18 protein-coding genes are annotated in these 20,477 nt (G+C 44.0%); 12 read left to right on the top strand and 6 right to left on the bottom strand.

Annotated features, from left to right (window positions below):
• Positions 1-72 precede the first annotated feature (72 nt).
• The 4 genes from glsA to QFZ81_RS28120 all read right to left on the bottom strand — a co-directional run bounded on the left by glsA (position 73) and on the right by QFZ81_RS28120 (position 4,200).
• A complete protein-coding gene (gene glsA, locus QFZ81_RS28135) occupies positions 73-1,026 on the bottom strand; it encodes a glutaminase A (RefSeq protein WP_307439249.1) in 954 nt (317 codons plus the stop codon).
• Between the two features lie 26 nt (positions 1,027-1,052).
• A complete protein-coding gene (locus QFZ81_RS28130) occupies positions 1,053-1,973 on the bottom strand; it encodes an aldo/keto reductase (protein ID WP_307439251.1) in 921 nt (306 codons plus the stop codon).
• Positions 1,974-2,086: 113 nt separating this feature from the next.
• Positions 2,087-3,709, bottom strand: coding sequence for an MDR family MFS transporter (locus QFZ81_RS28125; RefSeq protein WP_307607063.1), 1,623 nt, complete (start codon positions 3,707-3,709; stop codon positions 2,087-2,089).
• Between the two features lie 62 nt (positions 3,710-3,771).
• Positions 3,772-4,200, bottom strand: a complete 429-nt coding sequence (locus QFZ81_RS28120; RefSeq protein WP_307439254.1) for a MarR family winged helix-turn-helix transcriptional regulator — start codon at positions 4,198-4,200, stop codon at positions 3,772-3,774.
• A 508-nt stretch (positions 4,201-4,708) separates the two neighbouring features.
• Between QFZ81_RS28120 and pheS the strand changes: the two genes are divergently transcribed.
• The 5 genes from pheS to QFZ81_RS28095 all read left to right on the top strand — a co-directional run bounded on the left by pheS (position 4,709) and on the right by QFZ81_RS28095 (position 11,780).
• Positions 4,709-5,743, top strand: a complete 1,035-nt coding sequence (gene pheS, locus QFZ81_RS28115; RefSeq protein WP_307439256.1) for a phenylalanine--tRNA ligase subunit alpha — start codon at positions 4,709-4,711, stop codon at positions 5,741-5,743.
• 25 nt (positions 5,744-5,768) lie between these two features.
• A complete protein-coding gene (pheT, locus tag QFZ81_RS28110; RefSeq protein ID WP_307605500.1) occupies positions 5,769-8,222 on the top strand; it encodes a phenylalanine--tRNA ligase subunit beta in 2,454 nt (817 codons plus the stop codon).
• A gap of 94 nt (positions 8,223-8,316) precedes the next feature.
• Positions 8,317-9,723 carry a cell division protein ZapA gene (locus tag QFZ81_RS28105; RefSeq protein ID WP_307605499.1) on the top strand — a complete coding sequence of 469 codons (1,407 nt, stop codon included), beginning with the start codon at positions 8,317-8,319 and terminating at the stop codon, positions 9,721-9,723.
• A 6-nt stretch (positions 9,724-9,729) separates the two neighbouring features.
• Positions 9,730-10,284: a CvpA family protein gene (locus tag QFZ81_RS28100; RefSeq protein ID WP_307439261.1), complete on the top strand. Its 555-nt coding sequence runs from the start codon at positions 9,730-9,732 to the stop codon at positions 10,282-10,284.
• Positions 10,285-11,174: 890 nt separating this feature from the next.
• Positions 11,175-11,780: a transposase gene (locus QFZ81_RS28095; RefSeq protein WP_307605498.1), complete on the top strand. Its 606-nt coding sequence runs from the start codon at positions 11,175-11,177 to the stop codon at positions 11,778-11,780.
• A gap of 275 nt (positions 11,781-12,055) precedes the next feature.
• Here QFZ81_RS28095 and QFZ81_RS28090 read toward each other — a convergent pair whose 3' ends face one another.
• Complete coding sequence (locus QFZ81_RS28090; protein WP_307439265.1) at positions 12,056-12,442, bottom strand: cupredoxin domain-containing protein; 387 nt, start codon at positions 12,440-12,442, stop codon at positions 12,056-12,058.
• Between the two features lie 185 nt (positions 12,443-12,627).
• On the bottom strand, positions 12,628-12,993 hold the full coding sequence (locus tag QFZ81_RS28085; protein WP_307439268.1) for a phage holin family protein: 366 nt from the start codon (positions 12,991-12,993) through the stop codon (positions 12,628-12,630).
• 245 nt (positions 12,994-13,238) lie between these two features.
• Here QFZ81_RS28085 and QFZ81_RS28080 point away from each other — a divergent pair, with 245 nt between their 5' ends.
• The 7 genes from QFZ81_RS28080 (at position 13,239) to QFZ81_RS28050 (ending at position 20,453) form a co-directional block, all read left to right on the top strand.
• Positions 13,239-15,599 (top strand): endonuclease MutS2, encoded by a 2,361-nt coding sequence (locus tag QFZ81_RS28080; protein WP_307605497.1) that lies wholly within the window; start codon positions 13,239-13,241, stop codon positions 15,597-15,599.
• Between the two features lie 143 nt (positions 15,600-15,742).
• Entirely contained in the window at positions 15,743-16,423 is a 681-nt protein-coding gene (locus QFZ81_RS28075; RefSeq protein ID WP_307439272.1) for a PspA/IM30 family protein, read from the top strand.
• Between the two features lie 79 nt (positions 16,424-16,502).
• Positions 16,503-16,922 carry a DUF350 domain-containing protein gene (locus tag QFZ81_RS28070; protein ID WP_029194077.1) on the top strand — a complete coding sequence of 140 codons (420 nt, stop codon included), beginning with the start codon at positions 16,503-16,505 and terminating at the stop codon, positions 16,920-16,922.
• A gap of 138 nt (positions 16,923-17,060) precedes the next feature.
• Positions 17,061-17,561 (top strand): hypothetical protein, encoded by a 501-nt coding sequence (locus tag QFZ81_RS28065; protein WP_307439275.1) that lies wholly within the window; start codon positions 17,061-17,063, stop codon positions 17,559-17,561.
• 119 nt (positions 17,562-17,680) lie between these two features.
• Positions 17,681-18,994: an MFS transporter gene (locus QFZ81_RS28060; protein WP_307605496.1), complete on the top strand. Its 1,314-nt coding sequence runs from the start codon at positions 17,681-17,683 to the stop codon at positions 18,992-18,994.
• Between the two features lie 82 nt (positions 18,995-19,076).
• On the top strand, positions 19,077-19,988 hold the full coding sequence (gene cysK, locus QFZ81_RS28055) for a cysteine synthase A (RefSeq protein ID WP_307607062.1): 912 nt from the start codon (positions 19,077-19,079) through the stop codon (positions 19,986-19,988).
• A 168-nt stretch (positions 19,989-20,156) separates the two neighbouring features.
• Positions 20,157-20,453, top strand: a complete 297-nt coding sequence (locus QFZ81_RS28050) for a hypothetical protein (RefSeq protein WP_307439279.1) — start codon at positions 20,157-20,159, stop codon at positions 20,451-20,453.
• Positions 20,454-20,477: the final 24 nt, after the last annotated feature.

Genomic DNA, 20,477 nt, shown 5'->3' with positions numbered 1-20,477 from the left:
CAAAAAAAGCGAAAGAACCTATCCCAACCGAATGGGAAGGTTCTTTTTAGTGTTATTTAAACTCTACTGTATCTAAAATAAGCTCCAATCAAATTCCTGCGACAGCGTACCCAAAAGGTGAACGCCAGCTGTGCTGTTGCCTTTGCGGTTCAACGCCGGGCCGACCAAACCGATCCCGTATTGTCCGGGAACCATCGTTAAAATGCTCCCTGACACGCCGCTTTTGGCAGGCAGCCCAACGTTCATGGCGAATTCACCAGAGGCGTTGTACATACCACAGGTAAACATGAACGTCTTAGCGATCTGCACGAATCGCCGCGGAATAAGGCGTTGATTACGAATCGGATCTACGCCATTATGTGCTAGTACGAGGGCCATTCTAGCCAAGTCGGTACAACTCACTTCGACGGAACAATGGCTGAAATAGACGTTGAGGACGTCCTCAACGTCCCTATCCAGCACACCGTTGTCTTTCAGGAAGTAAGCTAATGAACGATTCCGGTGTGCGGTATCCGACTCAGATCGTAACACACTTTGATTAATTTCAAGTGAAGGATTATGAGCGATATCTCGGAAAAAATGTAGAATCCGTTCAACCTGCTCCGTAGGATCACTACCTGCAATCAAGGATGAAATCGCAATTGCCCCAGCATTGATAAGCGGGTTAAAGGGGATGCCGGGCTCGACGAGTTCGAGCTTCAGCATCGAGTTGAAATCGTCTCCGGTAGGCTCCATTCCCACCTTGGAGAATACAATCTCTTCACCGTTATCCATTAAGGCCAAAATTAGCGTAAATACTTTCGAAATACTTTGTAAGGTAAAACGGAAATCAGAATCGCCGGCCACAGAGATATTTCCTTCAGTATCCATAATACAGATACCTAAAACATCGGCTGGAGCGTTAGCAAGTTCAGGAATGTAGGAAGCAACATGTCCGTCTGATGTATGTGCCTTGCTCTCCGTAACCCACTGTGGCAAGTGCTCCTTGAGATGTTTCCATGTTTCTGCGTGTTGTGTATGACTCATTCAGAAGTCATTCCTTCCTCATTCTCTTATGCTTTCCAAGCCTGTGGATGGTTATCACTAATAAGCTCCGTTGCACTTGCATTCGCAATAACCTGTTCAGGGTTTTTACAGCCTGGAATGACCGTTGTAACGGCATCATGTTTCAAACACCAAGCTAATGCCCATTTGGCCATATCCATTCCTTCAGGAACTTCTTCTTTTTGGATGCGCTGCACATCCTCAAGCTTCTGTTTCACACTCTCGGCATCATGACGATGGCGAACGTCTGTGTTGCTGAATACCGCACCAGGCTTATATTTACCGCTCAAATAGCCGCTAGCCAATGGGACACGTGCTAATACGCCAAGATCTTGATTCACACAGGAAGGGAAAACAAGCTCTTCTGGGGCTCGATCCAAGCGGTTGTACACAACTTGAGTGGCTTTGGAATTGACCTTGCTGGAGGCGTCGGTTTGATGAATATTAGCATTACTACCAATGGATGTTCCCAGATGACGGATTTTCCCGGCTTGAACTTGTTTGTCTAAAGTTGTCCAAAGCACATCATTATCAAATAAAGCATCTGGTCCGGAATGGAATTGATATAAGTCAATGTAGTCCGTTTGCAAAGCTTTCAGAGAATCGTCCAGTTGTTTGATAACGCCTTCGGAACTGAAATCATCTGTTCGGGTGAACAGATCGTGGAAATGGTGGCCAAATTTTGTAGCCACGATCCAGTTATCGCGATTGCGGCGGGATAAGTAATTACCGATAAAAGATTCCGATAGATGGTCACCATAGCATTCTGCTGTATCGATCAGATTTATACCAAGATCGGCTGCTTGATCGAGAATAGCATCTACTTCAGCTTGTGAGTAAGTAAGTCCCCACTCTCCGCCGAACTGCCAAGTTCCAACACCTACAATGGAAACTTTCAAATCCGTTTTACCAAGTCTGCGATATTTCATGGCGAGCACTCTCCTTTTTTTAAGGTATCCAAGTTTATTAAACGCTATAGCTTGCTTCGTGTCAAAAAGAAAAGGCTCTTTCCTCTCCAATTAGAGAAAAGAGCCTTTTTGTATTAAGCGATTCCTGGCGAAAGTTCATTTTCGTTTTCTTTTTGGTTATTTGATTTCTTGGATTTGCGGTCAGAAACTTTAATGTTACCAATAAACAGTGTCAGAACAGCCCCAAGTAAAACGAACACTAAGCCTACAATAAACACTTGGTGAAGCGATGTAACCAGGGCATTTTTTAGAATTGGCAGCATGTGCTCCACGAATTCTTTTGGCATTTTGGCCAAGGTTTCAGGACTTAGTAAGGAAGAATATAAAGTTTGTGGATTGGTATGAATCATATCCGTCATTTCTGTAGCCAGCCCGTTTGCTTCCGCGGGAAGCTGATTGACAACAGGAGTTAAATCTTGTTCTAACAGCACAGTTGACTTGTGGTTCATAATGGCTCCGAGAATCGTCATACCGAATGTACCGCCAATTTGACGGAAGAATTGACTGGATGACGTAACGACACCAAGCTCGGATTTCGGAAAGCTCTCTTGTAAAGCAAGTGTTAGGATTGGCATAACTAGACCCATACCTAGACCAAGAATCAACATATAACTTGAAGCGATCAACTTCGTCGTGCTTATGCCCATGGTGCCAAGGAAATAGAAACCGATAGCCATAATAATCATACCACCAAGCATTTGCTTACGAACACCGATTTTTTGAATGAATTGACCGGAAACAACGCTGGCTGCAATCATTGTAATCATGAGCGGCGTCATCACTGTACCTGATGCTGAAGCACTGATACCGACAATGCCTTGCATGAAGAGAGGAACGAACATAATAGCTCCGAACATACCGACAGCCATAAGGAATCCTACACCGTTAATTGTTGTAAATGTTCTATTTTTAAATAACCGAACAGGAAGGATCGGCTCATCTGCTTTACTTTCAATAATAACGAAGGAAACCAAGGATACAATGGCCAGCGCAAAAAGCCCAATAATTTGCCATGAGAACCAAGCAAAATCTTTACCGCCAAAAGTTAATGCAAGCAGTAAGCTGACGACCCCGACAATCATGGTGACAATACCCGGAATATCGAACTTTACTTTGCCGTTTGCTTTATGCTTCGGTAATGCAATTGCAATTAAGACAACAGCAAGGATACCGACAGGAAGGTTGATGTAGAATACCCAACGCCAATTCAATGCGTCAACAATCCAACCACCGACTTGGGGGCCAATAACCGATGATAAACCGAAGATCGCACCGAATACGCCCTGCCATTTGGCACGTTGTTTACCTGTAAATAAGTCTCCGATAATAATCATCGCCATGGGCATCATAATACCACCGCCAACACCTTGCAAACCGCGGAATAGGATCAGCTCGGTCATGTTTTGAGACATCCCGCATAAGGCGGAAGCCGCGATAAAGATAACTAAACCTGTTACATAAATGACACGACGACCAATTAAATCAGCAAGTTTACCTGCAATTGGAACGACAACCGTTGATGTTAACATGTAAGCAGTAGTCAACCAAGCCATGAGACCAAGACCGCCGAATTCACCAACGATACGCGGCATAGCCGTTCCAACAATTGTTCCGTCTAAAGCGCCAAATAGCATGGCAATAATAAGTCCGGTAAGCAGGAGACCACGATTTTTGAGTTCTGGTGCTGCTGCTTCTATAGATTTCTCTGAAGCTATTTTTTGTATGTTTTCCAAATGTACCACTCCTTAATGAGATGAAATTAATAATAATCAGTAAGTTTTTCAAAAGCACTCACAAGAATTCGCATTTCTTCAGGGGGAAGCTGTGACAGTCCACGAGCAATCACTTCTTTCTGGACATCTTCCGCTTGTTTGAGTATGGCTTTCCCGGTTTCGGTTATTTCAACCAGCACGATCCGTCGATCTGTCTCATGGTGTTTCCGAATAACATGCCCACTTTGGACAAGTCGATCAATCATAACAGTGATCGCACTTGGTTTAACGCCCAGTTTCTCAGCAAGATGAGTTTGTTTCGGAGCGCCTTCTTTAGAAATCATGAATAACATGAATATTTGTGGCTTCGTTAACTCCGAATTTAACTGGCTAAGTACAGTGTGGCTAATTTTCCGATGTGCGGTTTCAAATGTTGTGCGGAAACGATTCGTATAAGCAATCAGTTCATCTTCCATATCGAAATCCTCCTTACTACTTAATTAAAGTATAAAATCATTAAACAATAAAATGTTTATATGAATTAATATTTAAATACGCCGATGATGTTTCGAAGTCAACAGGGAAATTCAGTGCCCAAGGCTAGTTCACTTGCATATCAGGCATATCTTGCATATAATAATTGATACACATACGCGAAAATGCTTTGACGGAGAAGAGTACGCAGTGCTTCTTGACAGGGAGGGAAAGCCAATGATTGAGAGCTATCCCCGAGAATTAGGCTGCTGAAGTTCGCTCCCGAGCAGTCCTTTGAACGGAAGCTTAACCAATAGCTTCTAATTAGAAGGAACCGGACACATCGTCCGTTATCTGAAATGAAGTGAGAATCGTTTATTTGGCTTATTTGCCGGTGAATGAATCTAATTAGGGTGGTACCACGGCTTTTCGTCCCTTGTGAGGGAGCGGAAAGTCTTTTTTGTGTTTTCATTTAGGGTGATTCAGGGGCCTAATTCAGGAGGGATTTCGATGAAAGAGCGGTTGGAAGCTTTAAAGCAGGAAGCGCTGCAGGAGCTAAGCGGCGTACAAAGTCAGCAGGAGTTGAACGATTTACGTATTAAGTATTTGGGCAAAAAAGGACCATTAACCGAGGTGTTACGCGGTATGGGCGCATTAAGTGCAGAAGAAAGACCCCTTATCGGCCAAGTAGCGAACGACGTTCGTGCAGCCATCGAAACCGTTATTGAAGAGAAGCAAGCAGCGTACCAACAACAAGAAACAGAGAACAGACTTCGTGCGGAAATGATTGACGTAACGCTGCCAGGTCGTCCATCACAGCAAGGGGCCGTACATCCATTAAGCAAAGTTATTCAAGAAATTGAAGACATTTTCATTGGAATGGGGTACACCGTAGCTGAGGGTCCAGAGGTAGAGCAGGACTACTACAACTTTGAGGCGCTTAATCTGCCGAAGGATCACCCAGCTCGCGATATGCAGGACTCGTTCTATATCACGGATGAGATTCTAATGCGTACACAAACCTCCCCAGTTCAAGTTAGAACGATGGAGAAACGCAAAGGGGAAGTTCCGATCAAAATCATTTGTCCGGGCAAAGTGTATCGCCGTGATGACGATGATGCAACACATTCCCATATGTTTACCCAAATCGAGGGTCTGGTGATCGACCGTAACGTGCGAATGAGTGATCTGAAAGGAACCTTGCTCCAATTCGTTCAAGAAATGTACGGCAAAGAGACGAGAATTCGCTTACGCCCAAGCTTCTTCCCATTCACAGAGCCAAGCGTAGAAGTGGACGTGAGTTGTGCGATGTGTGGCGGCGTTGGTTGCCGTACATGCAAACAAACAGGATGGTTAGAAATTCTTGGAGCGGGCATGGTACATCCACGCGTTCTGGAGATGGGTGGATATGACCCGAAGGAATACACAGGATTTGCATTCGGAATGGGCGTTGAGCGCATTGCGATGCTGAAATACGGGATTGAAGATATTCGTCATTTCTACACGAACGATTTGCGGTTCTTAAAGCAATTCTTACACTTGTAAGCATCAGGAAAAGGAGGGGTTAAGCATGAAGGTTTCTTATCAATGGTTATCGGAATATGTCGATGTATCAGGTTTCACAGCCGAGGAATTAGCAGAAAAACTTACCCGAAGCGGCATCGAAGTGGATATCGTGGAAGATCGCAATAAGGGTGTAACGAACGTAGTCGTTGGATTTGTAAAATCACGCGAAAAACACCCAGATGCAGATAAATTAAGTGTGTGTATCATTGATGCCGGACAAGGCGAAGATTTGCAAATCGTTTGCGGGGCTAAAAATATAGATGCAGGACAAAAGGTGCCTGTTGCCATGATTGGAGCCGTGCTGCCTGGCGGATTACAAATCAAACGCGCTAAGCTGCGCGGCGTAGAGTCACAAGGCATGATTTGTTCAGCCAAAGAGCTTGGTCTGAACGACAAGCTGCTGCCGAAGGAAATTCAAGAAGGCATCCTAGTACTGCCTGAAGATACCGAAATCGGCAGTTCAATTCTTGATATCCTTGCTATCAACGACAAGGTACTAGAGCTTGATCTGACACCAAACCGCTCCGATTGCTTAAGCATGCTCGGAGCTGCTTATGAGATCGCAGCGATCCTCGGACGCGGCGTCAAACTGCCTGATGCCGAAGCAGCGCGCGGGGCGGCTGGAACAGCCGCAGTGAAAGCTGCTGATCGCATCAGTGTGAAGATCACAGCGACGGAGCAGTGCTCGCACTACGCGGCTCGCCTTATCGAAGGCGTACGCGTCGGCACTTCTCCGCTGTGGATGCAGAACCGTTTAATGGCGGCTGGTATCCGCCCGATCAACAACATCGTAGACATCACGAATTTCGTGATGCTTGAATTCGGTCAACCGCTCCATGCTTTCGATGCTGAGCAGTTGGACAATGGCCACATCGATGTACGCCTCGCTGAGGCTGGCGAGAAGCTCGTAACGCTCGACGATGTGGAGCGTACACTTGAGCCGCACATGCTGCTCATCACGGACGGCACGAAGCCGGTAGCGATCGCAGGTGTTATGGGCGGCGCTAACTCCGAAGTAACAGAAGGCACAACGCGGATCTTGCTTGAATCCGCCAAGTTCGCAGGCAGCTCTGTGCGCCGAACGTCGCGCCAGCTAGGGCTCCGCTCTGAAGCGAGTCTTCGCTTCGAGAAAGAAGTGAACCCGGAAGCGGTGCTACCGGCATTAAACCGTGCAGCTGCGTTAATGGCTCAGTACGCAGCAGGTCAAGTCGCTGACGGCATCGTTGAAGCCGTAGCGGGCTCACAAAAACCGGTCAGCATCGAGCTTGCAGCTGACCGTGTGAACAATTATCTCGGCACTGAACTTTCTTTGGCCGAGATGGGTCAAATCATAGAGCGCCTGCACTTCACATTCGAGCAGGCAGGCGAAGGCAAGCTGCTCGTGCATGTGCCGAGCCGCCGTGGAGACATCACACGGGATGTCGATTTGATCGAAGAAGTAGCACGACTTTTCGGCTACGACAACATCCCGACAACCTTAATGACCGGCGTGACGACACCCGGCTCCTTGACCAAAGAGCAGTCGATCCGTCGTATTACTCGGAATCTCCTGACTCAAAGCGGACTGCATGAAGTCATCACTTATTCCTTCACGCAGCCGGATCAAACCGTTTCGCTGCCGGGTCTATACCCAGCGGCAAAGCCAATCTCGCTCGCTATGCCAATGAGCGAGGATCGCAGCCAACTTCGTACTAGCTTGCTGCCGCATCTGCTAGACGTTGTTAGTTATAATCGTAACCGTACGATGGATGACGTGGCTATTTTCGAAATCGGCAAAGTATTCATTACAGATCAATCTTCACTTACAGCTTTGCCGCAAGAGAAGCTTCTCCTCTCCACTGTATTGACAGGCAAACGCCGTCAAGCACATTGGGCACAGAAGTCCGAGGCTGTCGACTTTTATGATATCAAAGGTGTTTTTGACCGTCTTGTAAGCTACCTAGGCGTTAAAGGACTCACCTATCAATCTGCCTCTCCAGATGGTTTCCATCCGGGCAGAACAGCTGAGCTCCTATTAAACACAGCTGAAGGTAAGCAGGTCATAGGTCGAATCGGCCAACTGCATCCTACAGTCCAACAGCAGCGTGATCTTGATGACACTTACGTACTTGAGGTTGAGCTTTCCCCAATCTTAGAAGCTGCTGGAGATGCAATTGTATATAAATTGCTGCCGCGTTATCCGTCCATTGGGCGCGATCTTGCTGTAGTAGTTAACGCTAGTGTACCAGTAGGTCTAATGGAGCAAACCATCACCGAAGTTGCCGGAGACTTGTTGGAATCTATTCAAGTATTCGATATCTATACAGGAGAACGTTTAGGCGCAAATCGCAAAAGTGTAGCCATTGCCTTAGTATACCGTCACGCAGAGAGAACACTGCAGGATGAAGAAGTAACAGAGCTCCATGCCAAAGTTGTTCAAACCCTGGAACAACAATATGAGGCAGAGTTAAGAAAATAGTGTAACTTTCATTTAAGTTGCAGGAAAACAGGCTGGTCTTATCGAAATTACACTCGATAGGGCCAGCCTTTCATCTAAGGGAGGATATAAAAAAGTGAACGCTGAAGATAAAACGAGGATTACCGTTGATATATATGGACACCAATACAAATTAAAAGCAAGCACCAGCACCAATTACATGAAGCGAGTAGCTGAATACGTGAACGACCAAATGTTTCGTATTGCAAAGGGCTATCCGCGGCTAGATTCACAGAAAATCGCCGTTCTAGCTGCCGTGAACATGGCTGATGAGTGCTTCCGTATGAACGAAATCATGGAGGAACTAACCAAAGCCCAAAAGGACCAAGAAGCGACCAAAGCTGCCTATGATAAATTAATCGTAAACTTTAACGATTTAAAACAAGAATACGAGCAACAACAGACATCCATAAGTGAACAAAATGCTCAGCTAGTACAAAGTAACCAAGCGCATGAGCAAATGAAACAAGAAGTGCAGAAAGCAAAACAAGAACAAGAGCAATTGAGGCAACAACTACAACAAGCTAAACAACAGCAAGAGCAAGCCAAGCAACAACTAGAACAAGTCAAACAACAGCTAGAGCAGGAAAAACGTCAACAAATACAAGTAAGACAACAGCTAGACCAAGAAAAACAACAACACCAACAAACAAAGCAACAATTCGAACAAGAGAAACAACAAAAAGCACATCAGCTTCAAAAGCTGAACGAACAACACAGAGTCGAAAAACAGTCCCTCTCAGAAATCCACTTTCAAGACAAAGAAATGTTACATCAGCAATATCAACAAGACAAAGAAGCATTAATGCAGCAACATCTGCAGGACAAAGAAATCATAAACATGCAACATCAAGAAGAGATCTTTAAGCTTTCGAATCAGCATCTAACGGAAAAGGAAACACTCGTTAATCAACATCAAGAGGAACTTGAAAACATCACAATCCAACATCAAACGGAACTTGAAACTATCAAAAACCAACTTCAAGAGAGAATAGATACAATTACGAACCAACATCAAGAAGAAATAGAAACTCTCACAACCGCGCACCAAGAGGAAATAGAAACACTCACCGCCCTTTATCAGGACGAGGCTGATGCTAAGGTTCTACGTTTCGAGCAAGATAAAGGCAATCTAGTTGGGGAATTCCAAGAACGACAAACAAACATTATTCAACAGCTTGAAGACCAAAAATCAACCATTATTACACAATATCAAGCCCAAATTGATGCTTTACTAGAGCAGCAGCAATTAGAACGAAGTGCCCTTGCTCAACATTTTGAAGAACAAAAAGAACGGATTTTAGCCCAGGCCCGCAGAGAAAAAGAAGAATTAATGCAACAAAGTTTGAACGATGAGGCTCAGCAAAAAGAACTTCAAAACATCAAAGAAGAGTATAAAGAACTGCGCGAGGAATATGCTAAACTGCAGAATGAATACAATGAGTGGATCGAGCTTGTAGAAACAGATAGCCCTGGCAGGTAATCCACAGTGACACTGAATACATTAGACTATGTCATGTTGTCGATAGTAGCTTTGGGTCTGTTGCTTGGTTACTTTAGAGGATTTATTGCCCAGATTGTTTCGCTCTCAGGTTTTGTTCTTGCCTACCTCGTTGCATTTTATTTTTACAGGGATTTTGCCCCTCTGCTTCGAAACGCAGTTTCACTGCCTACCTATCAAAATTACCAAAAATACGAATTTATCGTAAAAGGCCTTAATCTGGATACCTATATCCTGAACGCTTTAGCCTTTGCTATATTGTTTTTTGGCGTAAAATTCGCACTAGTCATCGTAGGCAGAGCACTTAATATTCTAGCAAAAACTCCTGGCCTAAACTTCATCAACCGTTGGAGCGGCGCATTGTTGGGCTTAGCAGAAGCACTTTTGATCATCATTATAGCCGTCAATGTTATCACCATCATGCCCTCAGATGGACTTCAAAAACTGCTCTCAAGCTCAACCATAGCTCCATATTTAATTAACGAATTACCTAATATAGCAGGAAAACTCCAAGAACTCTGGAAACATGGAATCCCCTTATAGAAGCTGCCTACTTTTCTTATATAGAAAGGGCAGCTTTTATCAGTTCCACAACGTAGCTCACTAGCAGTACCAGTACCAGTACCAGCACTCCCCAACTTACATCCACTAAATATATGAGTTCTGTAGTATTACAAAGTCACGAAATACCATAACCAAACCGACAATGACAACGACACCACAACAATGATAACGACAACCGACAACCGACCTATGACAACTACAAAACCACAACCACAACCATAACCATAACCACAACAACCGACAATGACAACGACATCACGACCGCGACCACAACCACGACCACAACCACGACCACAACCACGACCACACCGACAACGACAACCACACCGACAACGCGAGCTTCGCAAACATTATTCCAGAAATTGAGGCTTGGAACATCTAATAAAACTACTTTTCAGAGGTGAAATCAAAAACCAGTAACCTTTGCGACATGGCCTGAACAGCAAACCCTATAATTGCGAAAATACCATCAATCGAACCGATATCTTCTGAAATTATGTTTTCTGTAGTATCTACAATCATCAAAAAACTTTACTGAAGCCTTAAAACATTCTTTGTCACTCACCGAGACCAAACCAAACAGACCAGACCAGACCAGACCAGAACAAACCAAACCGAACCGAACCGAACCGAACCAAACCAAACCTGACAGAACTACTGCTTACAAAGTTCCAAAACTAAAGTTTAAAATTAATGATATTGAATAGTCGATACTTGATTTGATATTTGCTTTGTAGATACTACAGAAAATAAATATTCATGATATTAATCTCGGAAACATAAATTCTTTACATACAAACAAATGTTCTGTATAATACAAATATAGGAAATTATTTAAACTCGCATTAAACATTGAGAGGGGTTAATTCTTGGATACATATTTATTTGAATCGTTGGATGACACTTTCAACACAGAGGAAGATTGTGTAAGATTTTTGATGAAAAGACGTTGGGCAAGTGGGTTTTGTTGTCCGAATTGTGATTATCATTTATTTTATATAGTGAAGACTCGCAATTTATTGGAGTGTAAAGAATGCCGCACGCAAATTTCGTTAACCGCTGGAACGGTTATGCATAAATCTAAGCTTTCCTTGATGCTGTGGTTCAAAGCTATACGAGTATTGATCCAGGATCGCCAAACTTATTCGATTACAGCGTTTGCGGGCTTGCTTGGAGTGAATTATCGAACTTCTAAGTTGATGCTGGAGAAGCTACAACTAGCTTTATATAAACAATATTCACGCATGGGTTCAAGTGCGGACAGGAAGCGTAAACAAAAAGTAGAGTCCAGCCAAAATAAAAGGAAGCATACAACTTTTAACTCTCGAAAGATCAACACCAACTTTTATACGTTTATGTTCACAAATTCCAAGAGCATAAAGTATGTTGAGGATGTTTTGTTTAGAAAGTGGATGGATGCTTTCTTATCTGTTTATTTGTTTCCTGTCTTTTTAAGGTATTATCAAGTGCTTTGATGTAACGTTAATGTATGTTAATGTCACTTATGAAAACATGAATGAACTTGCTGCTTAAACGAGTACACCATTCATATTTAGAGCTGGTGGTTACTTTACCGTTAAGATCTCTAGCTCTATTCCATCGCTGTTGTTGTTGTTGTTGTTGTTGTTGTTGATTAATGGTAAAGAGAGGAAGTTTGAAGGAAATCAGAGGAAATGCCATACCATCATCCGTATAAAAAAGCCTTACCGCTATATTGCCGCGATAAGGACTTATGAACTGATGACTTAAACTATTCAACAATTAATGTTGTTTTCATATTAGCGTGACCACTGCCACACATGATGGAACAGTTAATTGGGAAAGTACCCGCTTTATCTGGCGTAAAGGTAACTGTTTTGTTGCTGTTATCGAGGTTTATTTTGAATTCTTTAATGGATGCACCATGAACGCCTTGAGCATTATCAAGCGTAATTGTAACGGGCTCTCCTTTTTTGACACGATATTCGGATTGGTCAAATTTGAAGTTAGTGGCTTTCAATAAAACTTGCTGGCCTGCGGCTTGTGTAGTAGCAGCGGGAGAAGTAGATGACTGTGCTGATTTCGTATCTTTGTTTCCACAAGCGGCTATCGCAATGACTAAGACTATTCCCATAAAAAGAACGAGTAATTTCTTCATGTATACCCCTCCGAAATTGTATTGGTATTCCTTCATCATTGTACACGACCTCTTCCAAAAAAACAGTGACAAACTAGTGAATGAGATTGTTAACATAGAAAAGATCGGTCCGGCGAGTGAATACGCGGCAGACCGATCTTTTTTGGGCTTTAGCATGGTTATCAGTTATCGAAACTGATAGGTTGTTATCGACGATCTTTTCCTGTGATCCCTTGTTCAAAAGGGGTTTTCACAGGGATGAATAGGTCGATGATTCCGATGACTAAAGCAGCTAAAACGGCACCTATTATGCTCGTAGAAACATTACTCACGACAAACTGGGCGGCCCAAATGACAAGCGCGCTCACCAGAAAGCCTATGATTCCCCTGCCAAAGGGAGTGATTTGTTTGCCGAAGATCCCTTCAATGATCCAAGCAGCAACAGCAATGACCAAAGCTAGAAAAAATGCGCTCCAGAAACCGCCGACTTGAAACCCTGGAACTAACCAGCTGACAAACATTAAAACCAAAGCAGAAACAATAAACCTTACCAGATGTCCGAGAAGATGCATCTCGTGAACCTCCTTCTTTTTGTGATGAGAATAAGTTCTCATGACAAGAAGTGATTTTTTGCAAACAATGCTTGGTGTGTCTAAGTCTTGCAATTCCTTTTGGCAGGAGGATAGGTGCACAGCTTAGTGTATCCAAATCGAGTGAATATTATGGTAGGCAGCATCTTCCATAAAACGATTGTCTCCGTAGCTAATCATGCTTGTTTTGGTTTATAATATAGGGTAGAGAAATGAGGTTGGGATAGTTGAATAAGAAAATAATTAAAACATTAGATTATCAGAAGATTTTACATAAACTAGCTCATCACGCGTCTACTTCGCTAGGTAAGGATGCCGTGGAAAAGCTTGAACCTAAGGGTGATTTTGAACTCGTCAAGCTTCGGTTGCAAGCAACTGATGAGGCTGTGAATGTAGAGCGATTGAAGGGGAATGCCCCTTTTGGTGGGATTCGTGATATTAGATCTTCATTGCACCGAGTTAGAATTGGCGGAATGTTAAATCCCGCGGAGCTTCTGGATATTTCGACGACAATGTTCGGTACACGCAGGTTAAAGCGGTTTGTTCTCGCGGTTCATGAGGAATACACGATTCCGATGCTCAAAGGGCAGGTTGAATTACTCACAGAAAATAAGCCATTAGAAGATAAAATTAATAGTTGTATTGATGAGAATGCTGTTGTTGTTGACGGTGCGAGCCCTGAACTGGGACGTGTGCGAAGCGAATTACGCACAGGTGAAGGAAGAGTCCGCGAAAAGTTAGAACAAATGCTTCGCAATGCATCAGTTCAGAAAATGTTACAGGACGTATTGATCACCATTCGTAACGACCGTTTTGTAATCCCTGTTAAATCGGAGTATCGATCCAGCTTTGGCGGGATGATTCATGATCAGTCAGCATCGGGTGCGACGCTATATATTGAGCCAGATGCTATTGTACAATTAAATAACAAAATTCGTGAATTAAAGTTTAAGGAAGAAGTTGAAATTGAGAAGATTTTACGCGCACTAACAGAGCTCGTTGCTGAACAAGTGGATTTACTTGTGTTGGATGTGGATCAATTGGCTGAGCTTGATTTTACTTTTGCTAAGGCTGGTCTAGCTAGGGAACTGAAAGCTACAATGCCTAGATTAAATGATCGGGGCTTCATTAAAATTAAGCGAGGCCGGCATCCGCTTATCGCGGCTGATTCCGTAGTGCCGCTTGATTTGGAGTTGGGCAATGATTACTCACAAATAATTGTGACCGGGCCAAATACAGGTGGTAAAACAGTCTCCCTCAAAACAGTGGGACTCCTTAGCTTAATGGCGATGTCAGGGTTGTTTGTACCAGCTGAGGAAGGCAGTCAGTTATGTGTGTTCGATGCGATTTATGCGGATATTGGTGATGAACAGAGCATCGAGCAGAATTTAAGTACTTTTTCGAGTCATATAACGAATATCATAAGTATTTTAAGAGATATGACACCAAAAAGCTTGGTTTTACTGGATGAACTTGGAGCAGGTACCGATCCTGCTGAAGGTTCGGCTTTAGCGATCTCGATTTTGGATTATATTCATCAAATCGGTTGCCGAATCATTGCAACGACGCACTATTCGGAGTTAAAGGCGTATGCCTATCAAAAGCAAGGCACCATTAATGCAAGCATGGAATTTGATATACAATCGCTAAGTCCGACTTACCGCTTGTTAGTAGGTGTTCCAGGTCGAAGTAATGCGTTTGCGATTGCAGAGCGTCTGGGCTTATCTAAGCGCATTATTGAGCATGCACGTACGCAGGTGGGCGAAGAGGATAAGCGCGTTGAATCAATGATCGCGTCGCTTGAGGAGAACCGCTTAATTGCGGAAGCTGAGCGCCAAAGCGCTGAGAGGATGCGACGAGAGGCGGAAGAGATGCGCCTAACGTTGGAGGCTCAGCAAGCCAAGTTCGACGAGCAGCGCGATAAACTGCTCGAGAAGGCCGAACGCGACGCGCGTGAGGCTGTCGCCAAGGCGCGTCGCGAGGCAGATGAAATCATCGCAGAGCTGCGGCGCATGGCGCAGGAGGAAGCCGGTGGGGTCAAGGATCACCGGCTGGTAGAAGCGAAGCGCCGCCTCGATCAGGCGGCGCCGGAGCTGCGCGAGAAGCAGGTTCGCGCGGCGAAGAAGCGGCCTGAGAGAATCGAGGCCGGGGATGAAGTGCGTGTCGTGACCCTGGGTCAGAAGGGTCACGTCGTTGATATTGTTAGCGCCACAGAAGCAACGGTGCAATTGGGAATTATGAAAATGAAAGTCGAGTTGACGAATCTCGAGAAGATCGGCAGCACGGCACAGAAAAAGCCAGTTCATCAGGTAGCTACAACCGTCAAAAGAACACGGGATGATAACATCCGGATGGAACTGGATATGCGCGGCCTCAACATGGAGGACGCTCTAATAGAGGCTGATCGATTCCTTGATGAATCTTTCTTGGGCAACTTAGGTCAAGTGTACTTAATTCATGGCAAAGGAACAGGTGTGCTGCGTACTGGAATGCAGGAATACTTGCGCCGTCATAAACATGTGAAGAGCTACCGCATGGGGAACTACAACGAAGGCGGAGCAGGAGTTACAATCGTCGAATTGAAATAACTTTTTTAAATTTTTCATCTTTTTGAAACTCATTCTATGGGACTGCGTATGTAATATGTGTAAGCACCGGTGATTAAAAAATTAGCAATCGCAATACCCTAATTTTAAAATACATGTTTATAAACCTTAGGAGGAATTCAAAAATGGGAATTTTTAAAAGACTTCGTGATATGACAATGGCTTCGGTAAATGACTTGTTGGATAAAGCAGAAGATCCTATTAAGATGTTAAATCAGTTTCTGCGTGACATGGAAGAAGATATCATGGAGGCTGAGGCTGCAGTAGCTAAGCAAATCGCAATTGAGAAGAAATTCAAGCTTCAGTTTGAAGAATCCGAAGAGATGGTCACTAAACGTACTGAGCAAGCTATGAAAGCTCTTGAATCAGGCAATGAAGACCTTGCTCGCCGCGCTTTGGAAGACAAGAAAGAGCACCAAGGACGTTACGATGAATTGAAACGCCAATATGATCTTGCGAAAACGAATGCAGATCAACTTCGCAGCCAATTGACGGAAATGAAAGACGAGTTCAACAAAATGAAGAACAAGAAGGATTTGTTGATTGCTCGTGCTGAAACAGCAAAAGCTCAAAAGCAAATCAATCAAGCGATGTCTGGTTTTGGTACGGACAATGCAGCTAAAGGTTTTGACCGTATGAGCGAAAAAGTGCTTCAAATGGAAGCTGAAGCGCAAGCAAGCGGTGAAATTCGTGCTAAAAACCGCAGCTTAGATGATGAGCTTGACGGACTTGGCGGAAGCAGCAGCGGAATTGATGATGAGTTGGCCGCTATGAGAGCAAAGCTTGCTGAAAAAAAACAATCCTAATGATATACTAATAGTACCTGCGAGAGACTGAGTCAAACTCAGTCTCTTCTATCTTTCGCGAAGGAAGGCAGGAGACGATATGAACGAAGAGGTGGATGTATTGCTAAGTAACCCATATTTATCGACGCTTGCCTTTTTTGCAGTTGCTGTAATCGCGCTTGTTGTATTTCTAACGATTTTCGAAATGGTCACCAAATATGATGACTGGGCTGAGATCAAAAAAGGCAACTTATCTGTAGCGATGGCTACAGGTGGGAAGATTTTTGGGATTTGTAATCTGTTCCGATTCGCTATCCTAAACAATGACACGATGATTCATTCCCTCATCTGGGCAGGGTACGGTTTCTTGCTTTTGCTGGTTGCCTACTTCATTTTTGAATTCTTGACGCCTTATTTCAAAATCGATGAAGAAATCAAAAAAGATAATCGCGCTGTAGGTTTCTTGTCCTTGACGCTTTCTGTCTCCCTTTCCTACGTGGTCGGAGCTTGTGTAACTTAGAATCATACATAATCTTGGAGGCATGAACAATGAAATACCTGTGGGGCACTTTGTTTGCCATTGCATTTGTATTTATGGCGGCAGGGGTTTATTATTTATTGAAATATGCATGAATGCATTAGGTTGGAGGATTACGTAATGAGTGCCAATGAGGAAATAGTTTGTCCCTGGTGCCAAACGGAGATTGTTTGGGATCCGGAAATTGGACCAGAAGATGAATGTCCACACTGTTTTAATGAACTGAACGATTATAGAAGCATTGATTTAAAGGTGAAACAAACAGGTCAACCGCTCCGCTTTGATGAACAAGAATATGCCGATTCAGATGAAGATTTATCATTGGCTTGGGATGATTCGGATGAACCTCTCGATAAATACGGAGAAAAAGTTCAGCATATTACTGACGAACAAGAAGAGGCACCCGAGTGCTCAAGCTGTCATGAACTGTTGTTGTTTGCAGGTACTGAGGTCACGAGTGGCTCCTCTTTCACGCCTGTTATTCCCAAAACTTTAGGAAGTGCTTTCCTAACAGGTCCCTTTACTTCGAATGTCTTTGTATGTCCGTCTTGCTTTAAGGTGGAGAAAATCTTATCTGATACAGATCGACTTCTTATGGTTGAACGTATTAAATCGGAGTAGCAGATGAAACCGAGTCCTTTATGGATTCGGTTTTTTTATATGTCAAGCCTCATATTTTCACTCGATTGGGGAAGCTTAACAAGAGTTATTTCGATCTATGGGGAAAGGTGAGGAGGAGTATGCAAAAGGATCAGAGTAAGCAGTTTGTTCAACCAAGTAGGGTAATAGATGCCACTAGAAGCAATTATTTTGAAGATCGTGGAAGTGGAGCTATCGAAGTTAAGGGTTCACAGAAGAAAGGCCAGCTAGATGCTCAGGCGATTCTTTTGCTCATTGTTCATACGTTGTTTGGCAGTGCAAATGCTTTGTCGGGAACTTTCGTTGGTGTGTATTTATGGAAGGCCAAAAATGACTACGCTTTAATCGGTTGGTTTACGTTAACGACGCATTTGACAATGGCGCTGACCTTCTGGTTAGCAGGAAAATGGGTGAAGGAACACAATAAAATGAACTGCTTACGGCTTGGCGTAGCAGTTTCCGCGGGCTTTTATATGCTGGTTTTGTGGCTTGGAGTAAACAGTTTTCACTATTTTGTTTGGTTAGGTATGGTCCAGGGAATATCAGCCGGCTTATTCTGGATTGCGTTTAACGTTGTGTATTTTGAGGTGACGGATCCTGATAATCGAGATCGGTTCAATGGTTGGGTGGGACTATTAGGTTCTGGCGCAGGAATAGTTGCACCATGGATCTCCGGTTTACTAATTGTTAGTTTGGGAGATGGCGCTGGATATCGGTTAATTTTTTCCATCTCATTAGGTATCTTTTTGCTAGGCGTGATTATCAGCTTCTTTTTGAAAAAACGGAAATTACAAGGTACCTACGAATGGTTGTTTCCTTTTCGTTGTTTAAGGCAAGCTGAAACACCCTGGAAGCGCGTTTGCTTAGCCTTGGTATTTCAAGGAGTTCGAGAAGGGGTCTTTGGCTTCATGATTGCACTCCTCGTCTACATAGCCACATCAAGTGAAGCGAGCTTAGGTAAATTTGTACTGATTACTTCTGCGGTATCCTTAGTGAGTTTCTGGGTGGCGGGACGATTTATTAAGCCGCATTTTCGTAGGATCAGTATGCTGATTGGCGCTGCTATGATCGTTGCCGTTATTATTCCTTTTTTCTGGAAAATGGGGTATAGCACTTTACTTATTTTCGGCATAGGAGCTTCGCTTTTCTATCCGATGTATTCGGTGCCTATGGTGTCGGCTGTATTTGATCTTATTGGTTCAAATGAAGCCAGTGCTAAACAGCGGGAGGAGTACATTGTGCTTCGTGAGCTTTCACTCAATGTGGGGCGTGTTTGCGGAGTGCTCTTATTCATTTGTGTCATTTCGTGGAGTAAGGCGCCGCTTGTGATAAACGTACTGTTATTGATCATTGGCAGCTCATCGCTGGTCAGCTGGTTCTTTATGAGGAAGCAGTTAGCAGTAATTAGACCTTGACATCTTTGGTACTTCCCGATAAAAATGTGGGTATAGATTGTTTGTTGGGAAGAGGAGGGGGTAACCCTTGACACATAAAAAAATGGTGAATAGTATCACAGAGCTGATTGGTGATACTCCGGCCGTACGAATTAATCGATTAGTAGGTCCGGATGATGCGGAGCTCTACGTGAAGCTTGAATACTTCAATCCAAGCGGCAGTGTTAAAGACCGCGCAGCGTTTAATTTAATCGAGCAGGCGGAGAAAGATGGACTGCTTCGTCCTGGCGCTACGATTATCGAGCCGACGAGCGGTAATACAGGCATTGGACTTGCCATGAATGCGGCAGCCAGAGGCTATAAAGCCATTCTAATCATGCCGGACAACATGACCAAAGAACGAATTAATCTGCTCAAGGCATACGGCGCAGAGGTCGTTCTCACTCCCGCCGCGCTGCGGATGCCGGGAGCGATTGAGAAAGCGAAGGAGCTGCGGGATCAGATACCTGGCAGCTATATCCCACAGCAGTTCGAGAATCCGGCGAATCCAAGCATTCATCGGACGACAACTGCTCCTGAAATTCTGGAGCAAATGGAAGGGCGTCTGGATGCATTCGTTGCTACCTCAGGTACGGGCGGAACGATCACCGGAACAGGCGAGGTGCTCCGGGCGAAGCTGCCGGATATTCAGATCTATGTGGTAGAGCCGAAGGGTTCACCGGTTCTGTCTGGAGGAAGCCCAGGTCCGCATAAACTCGTTGGTACGAGTCCAGGCTTCGTTCCTGCAATTCTGAACACAAGCATATACGATCAGATCGTACAGGTGACTGACGAAGATGCGATCCGAACCATGAAAGATCTGGCCAGCAAAGAAGGCATTCTTGTAGGACCTTCGGCTGGAGCCTCGGTGTGGACAGGTATGCAGGTTGCCCGTAAGTTAGGCGCGAGTAAGAGAGTGCTCTGTATTGCACCGGATACGGGCGAAAGATATTTGAGTATGGATATTTTTGATTAAACTCATGAATAAATTAGCAAATATAAGCGGCCCACCGGATCCAAAAGATTCGGATGGGCCGTTCTATATGTTTTCTTAATAAAAAAAATATTGAAGGTGTTGAATAAAAATACATAATTGAGTATAATTATAAGTGTGAGATGGTTTAAAGTGAAAGGTGGAAATACTGTGAAATTAGCCTATATTAACGCGCTTCCTGAAGAAGGTCAATTTCAGGAATTTATACAGACATATACAGAAGAATGCATAACATTTGGAGCTCAAGCGACTGTGAATTGGAACGATTTCCAATCGGAGCACGTTATCTCGGTTTATGATGAGAATAAACTTGTCGGAATCGGTTGTATGGCGGGAGAATGTCATGTCCATGTGCGTCCTACGTATGAGCATCGTGAAATTGAAACCATGATGAACAAATTGCTGCAGGCCGAATTGAAGGTTAGTTTGATTCACGGCCAATCCTGATGCTGGTAAGCAGAGGCTATTCGG

This window comes from Paenibacillus sp. V4I9 (assembly GCF_030817295.1).
In the GTDB taxonomy this organism is placed as follows: domain Bacteria; phylum Bacillota; class Bacilli; order Paenibacillales; family NBRC-103111; genus Paenibacillus_E.
Note: the sequence above shows the minus strand (reverse complement) of the source record. Positions and strands in the feature narration are given on the sequence as shown.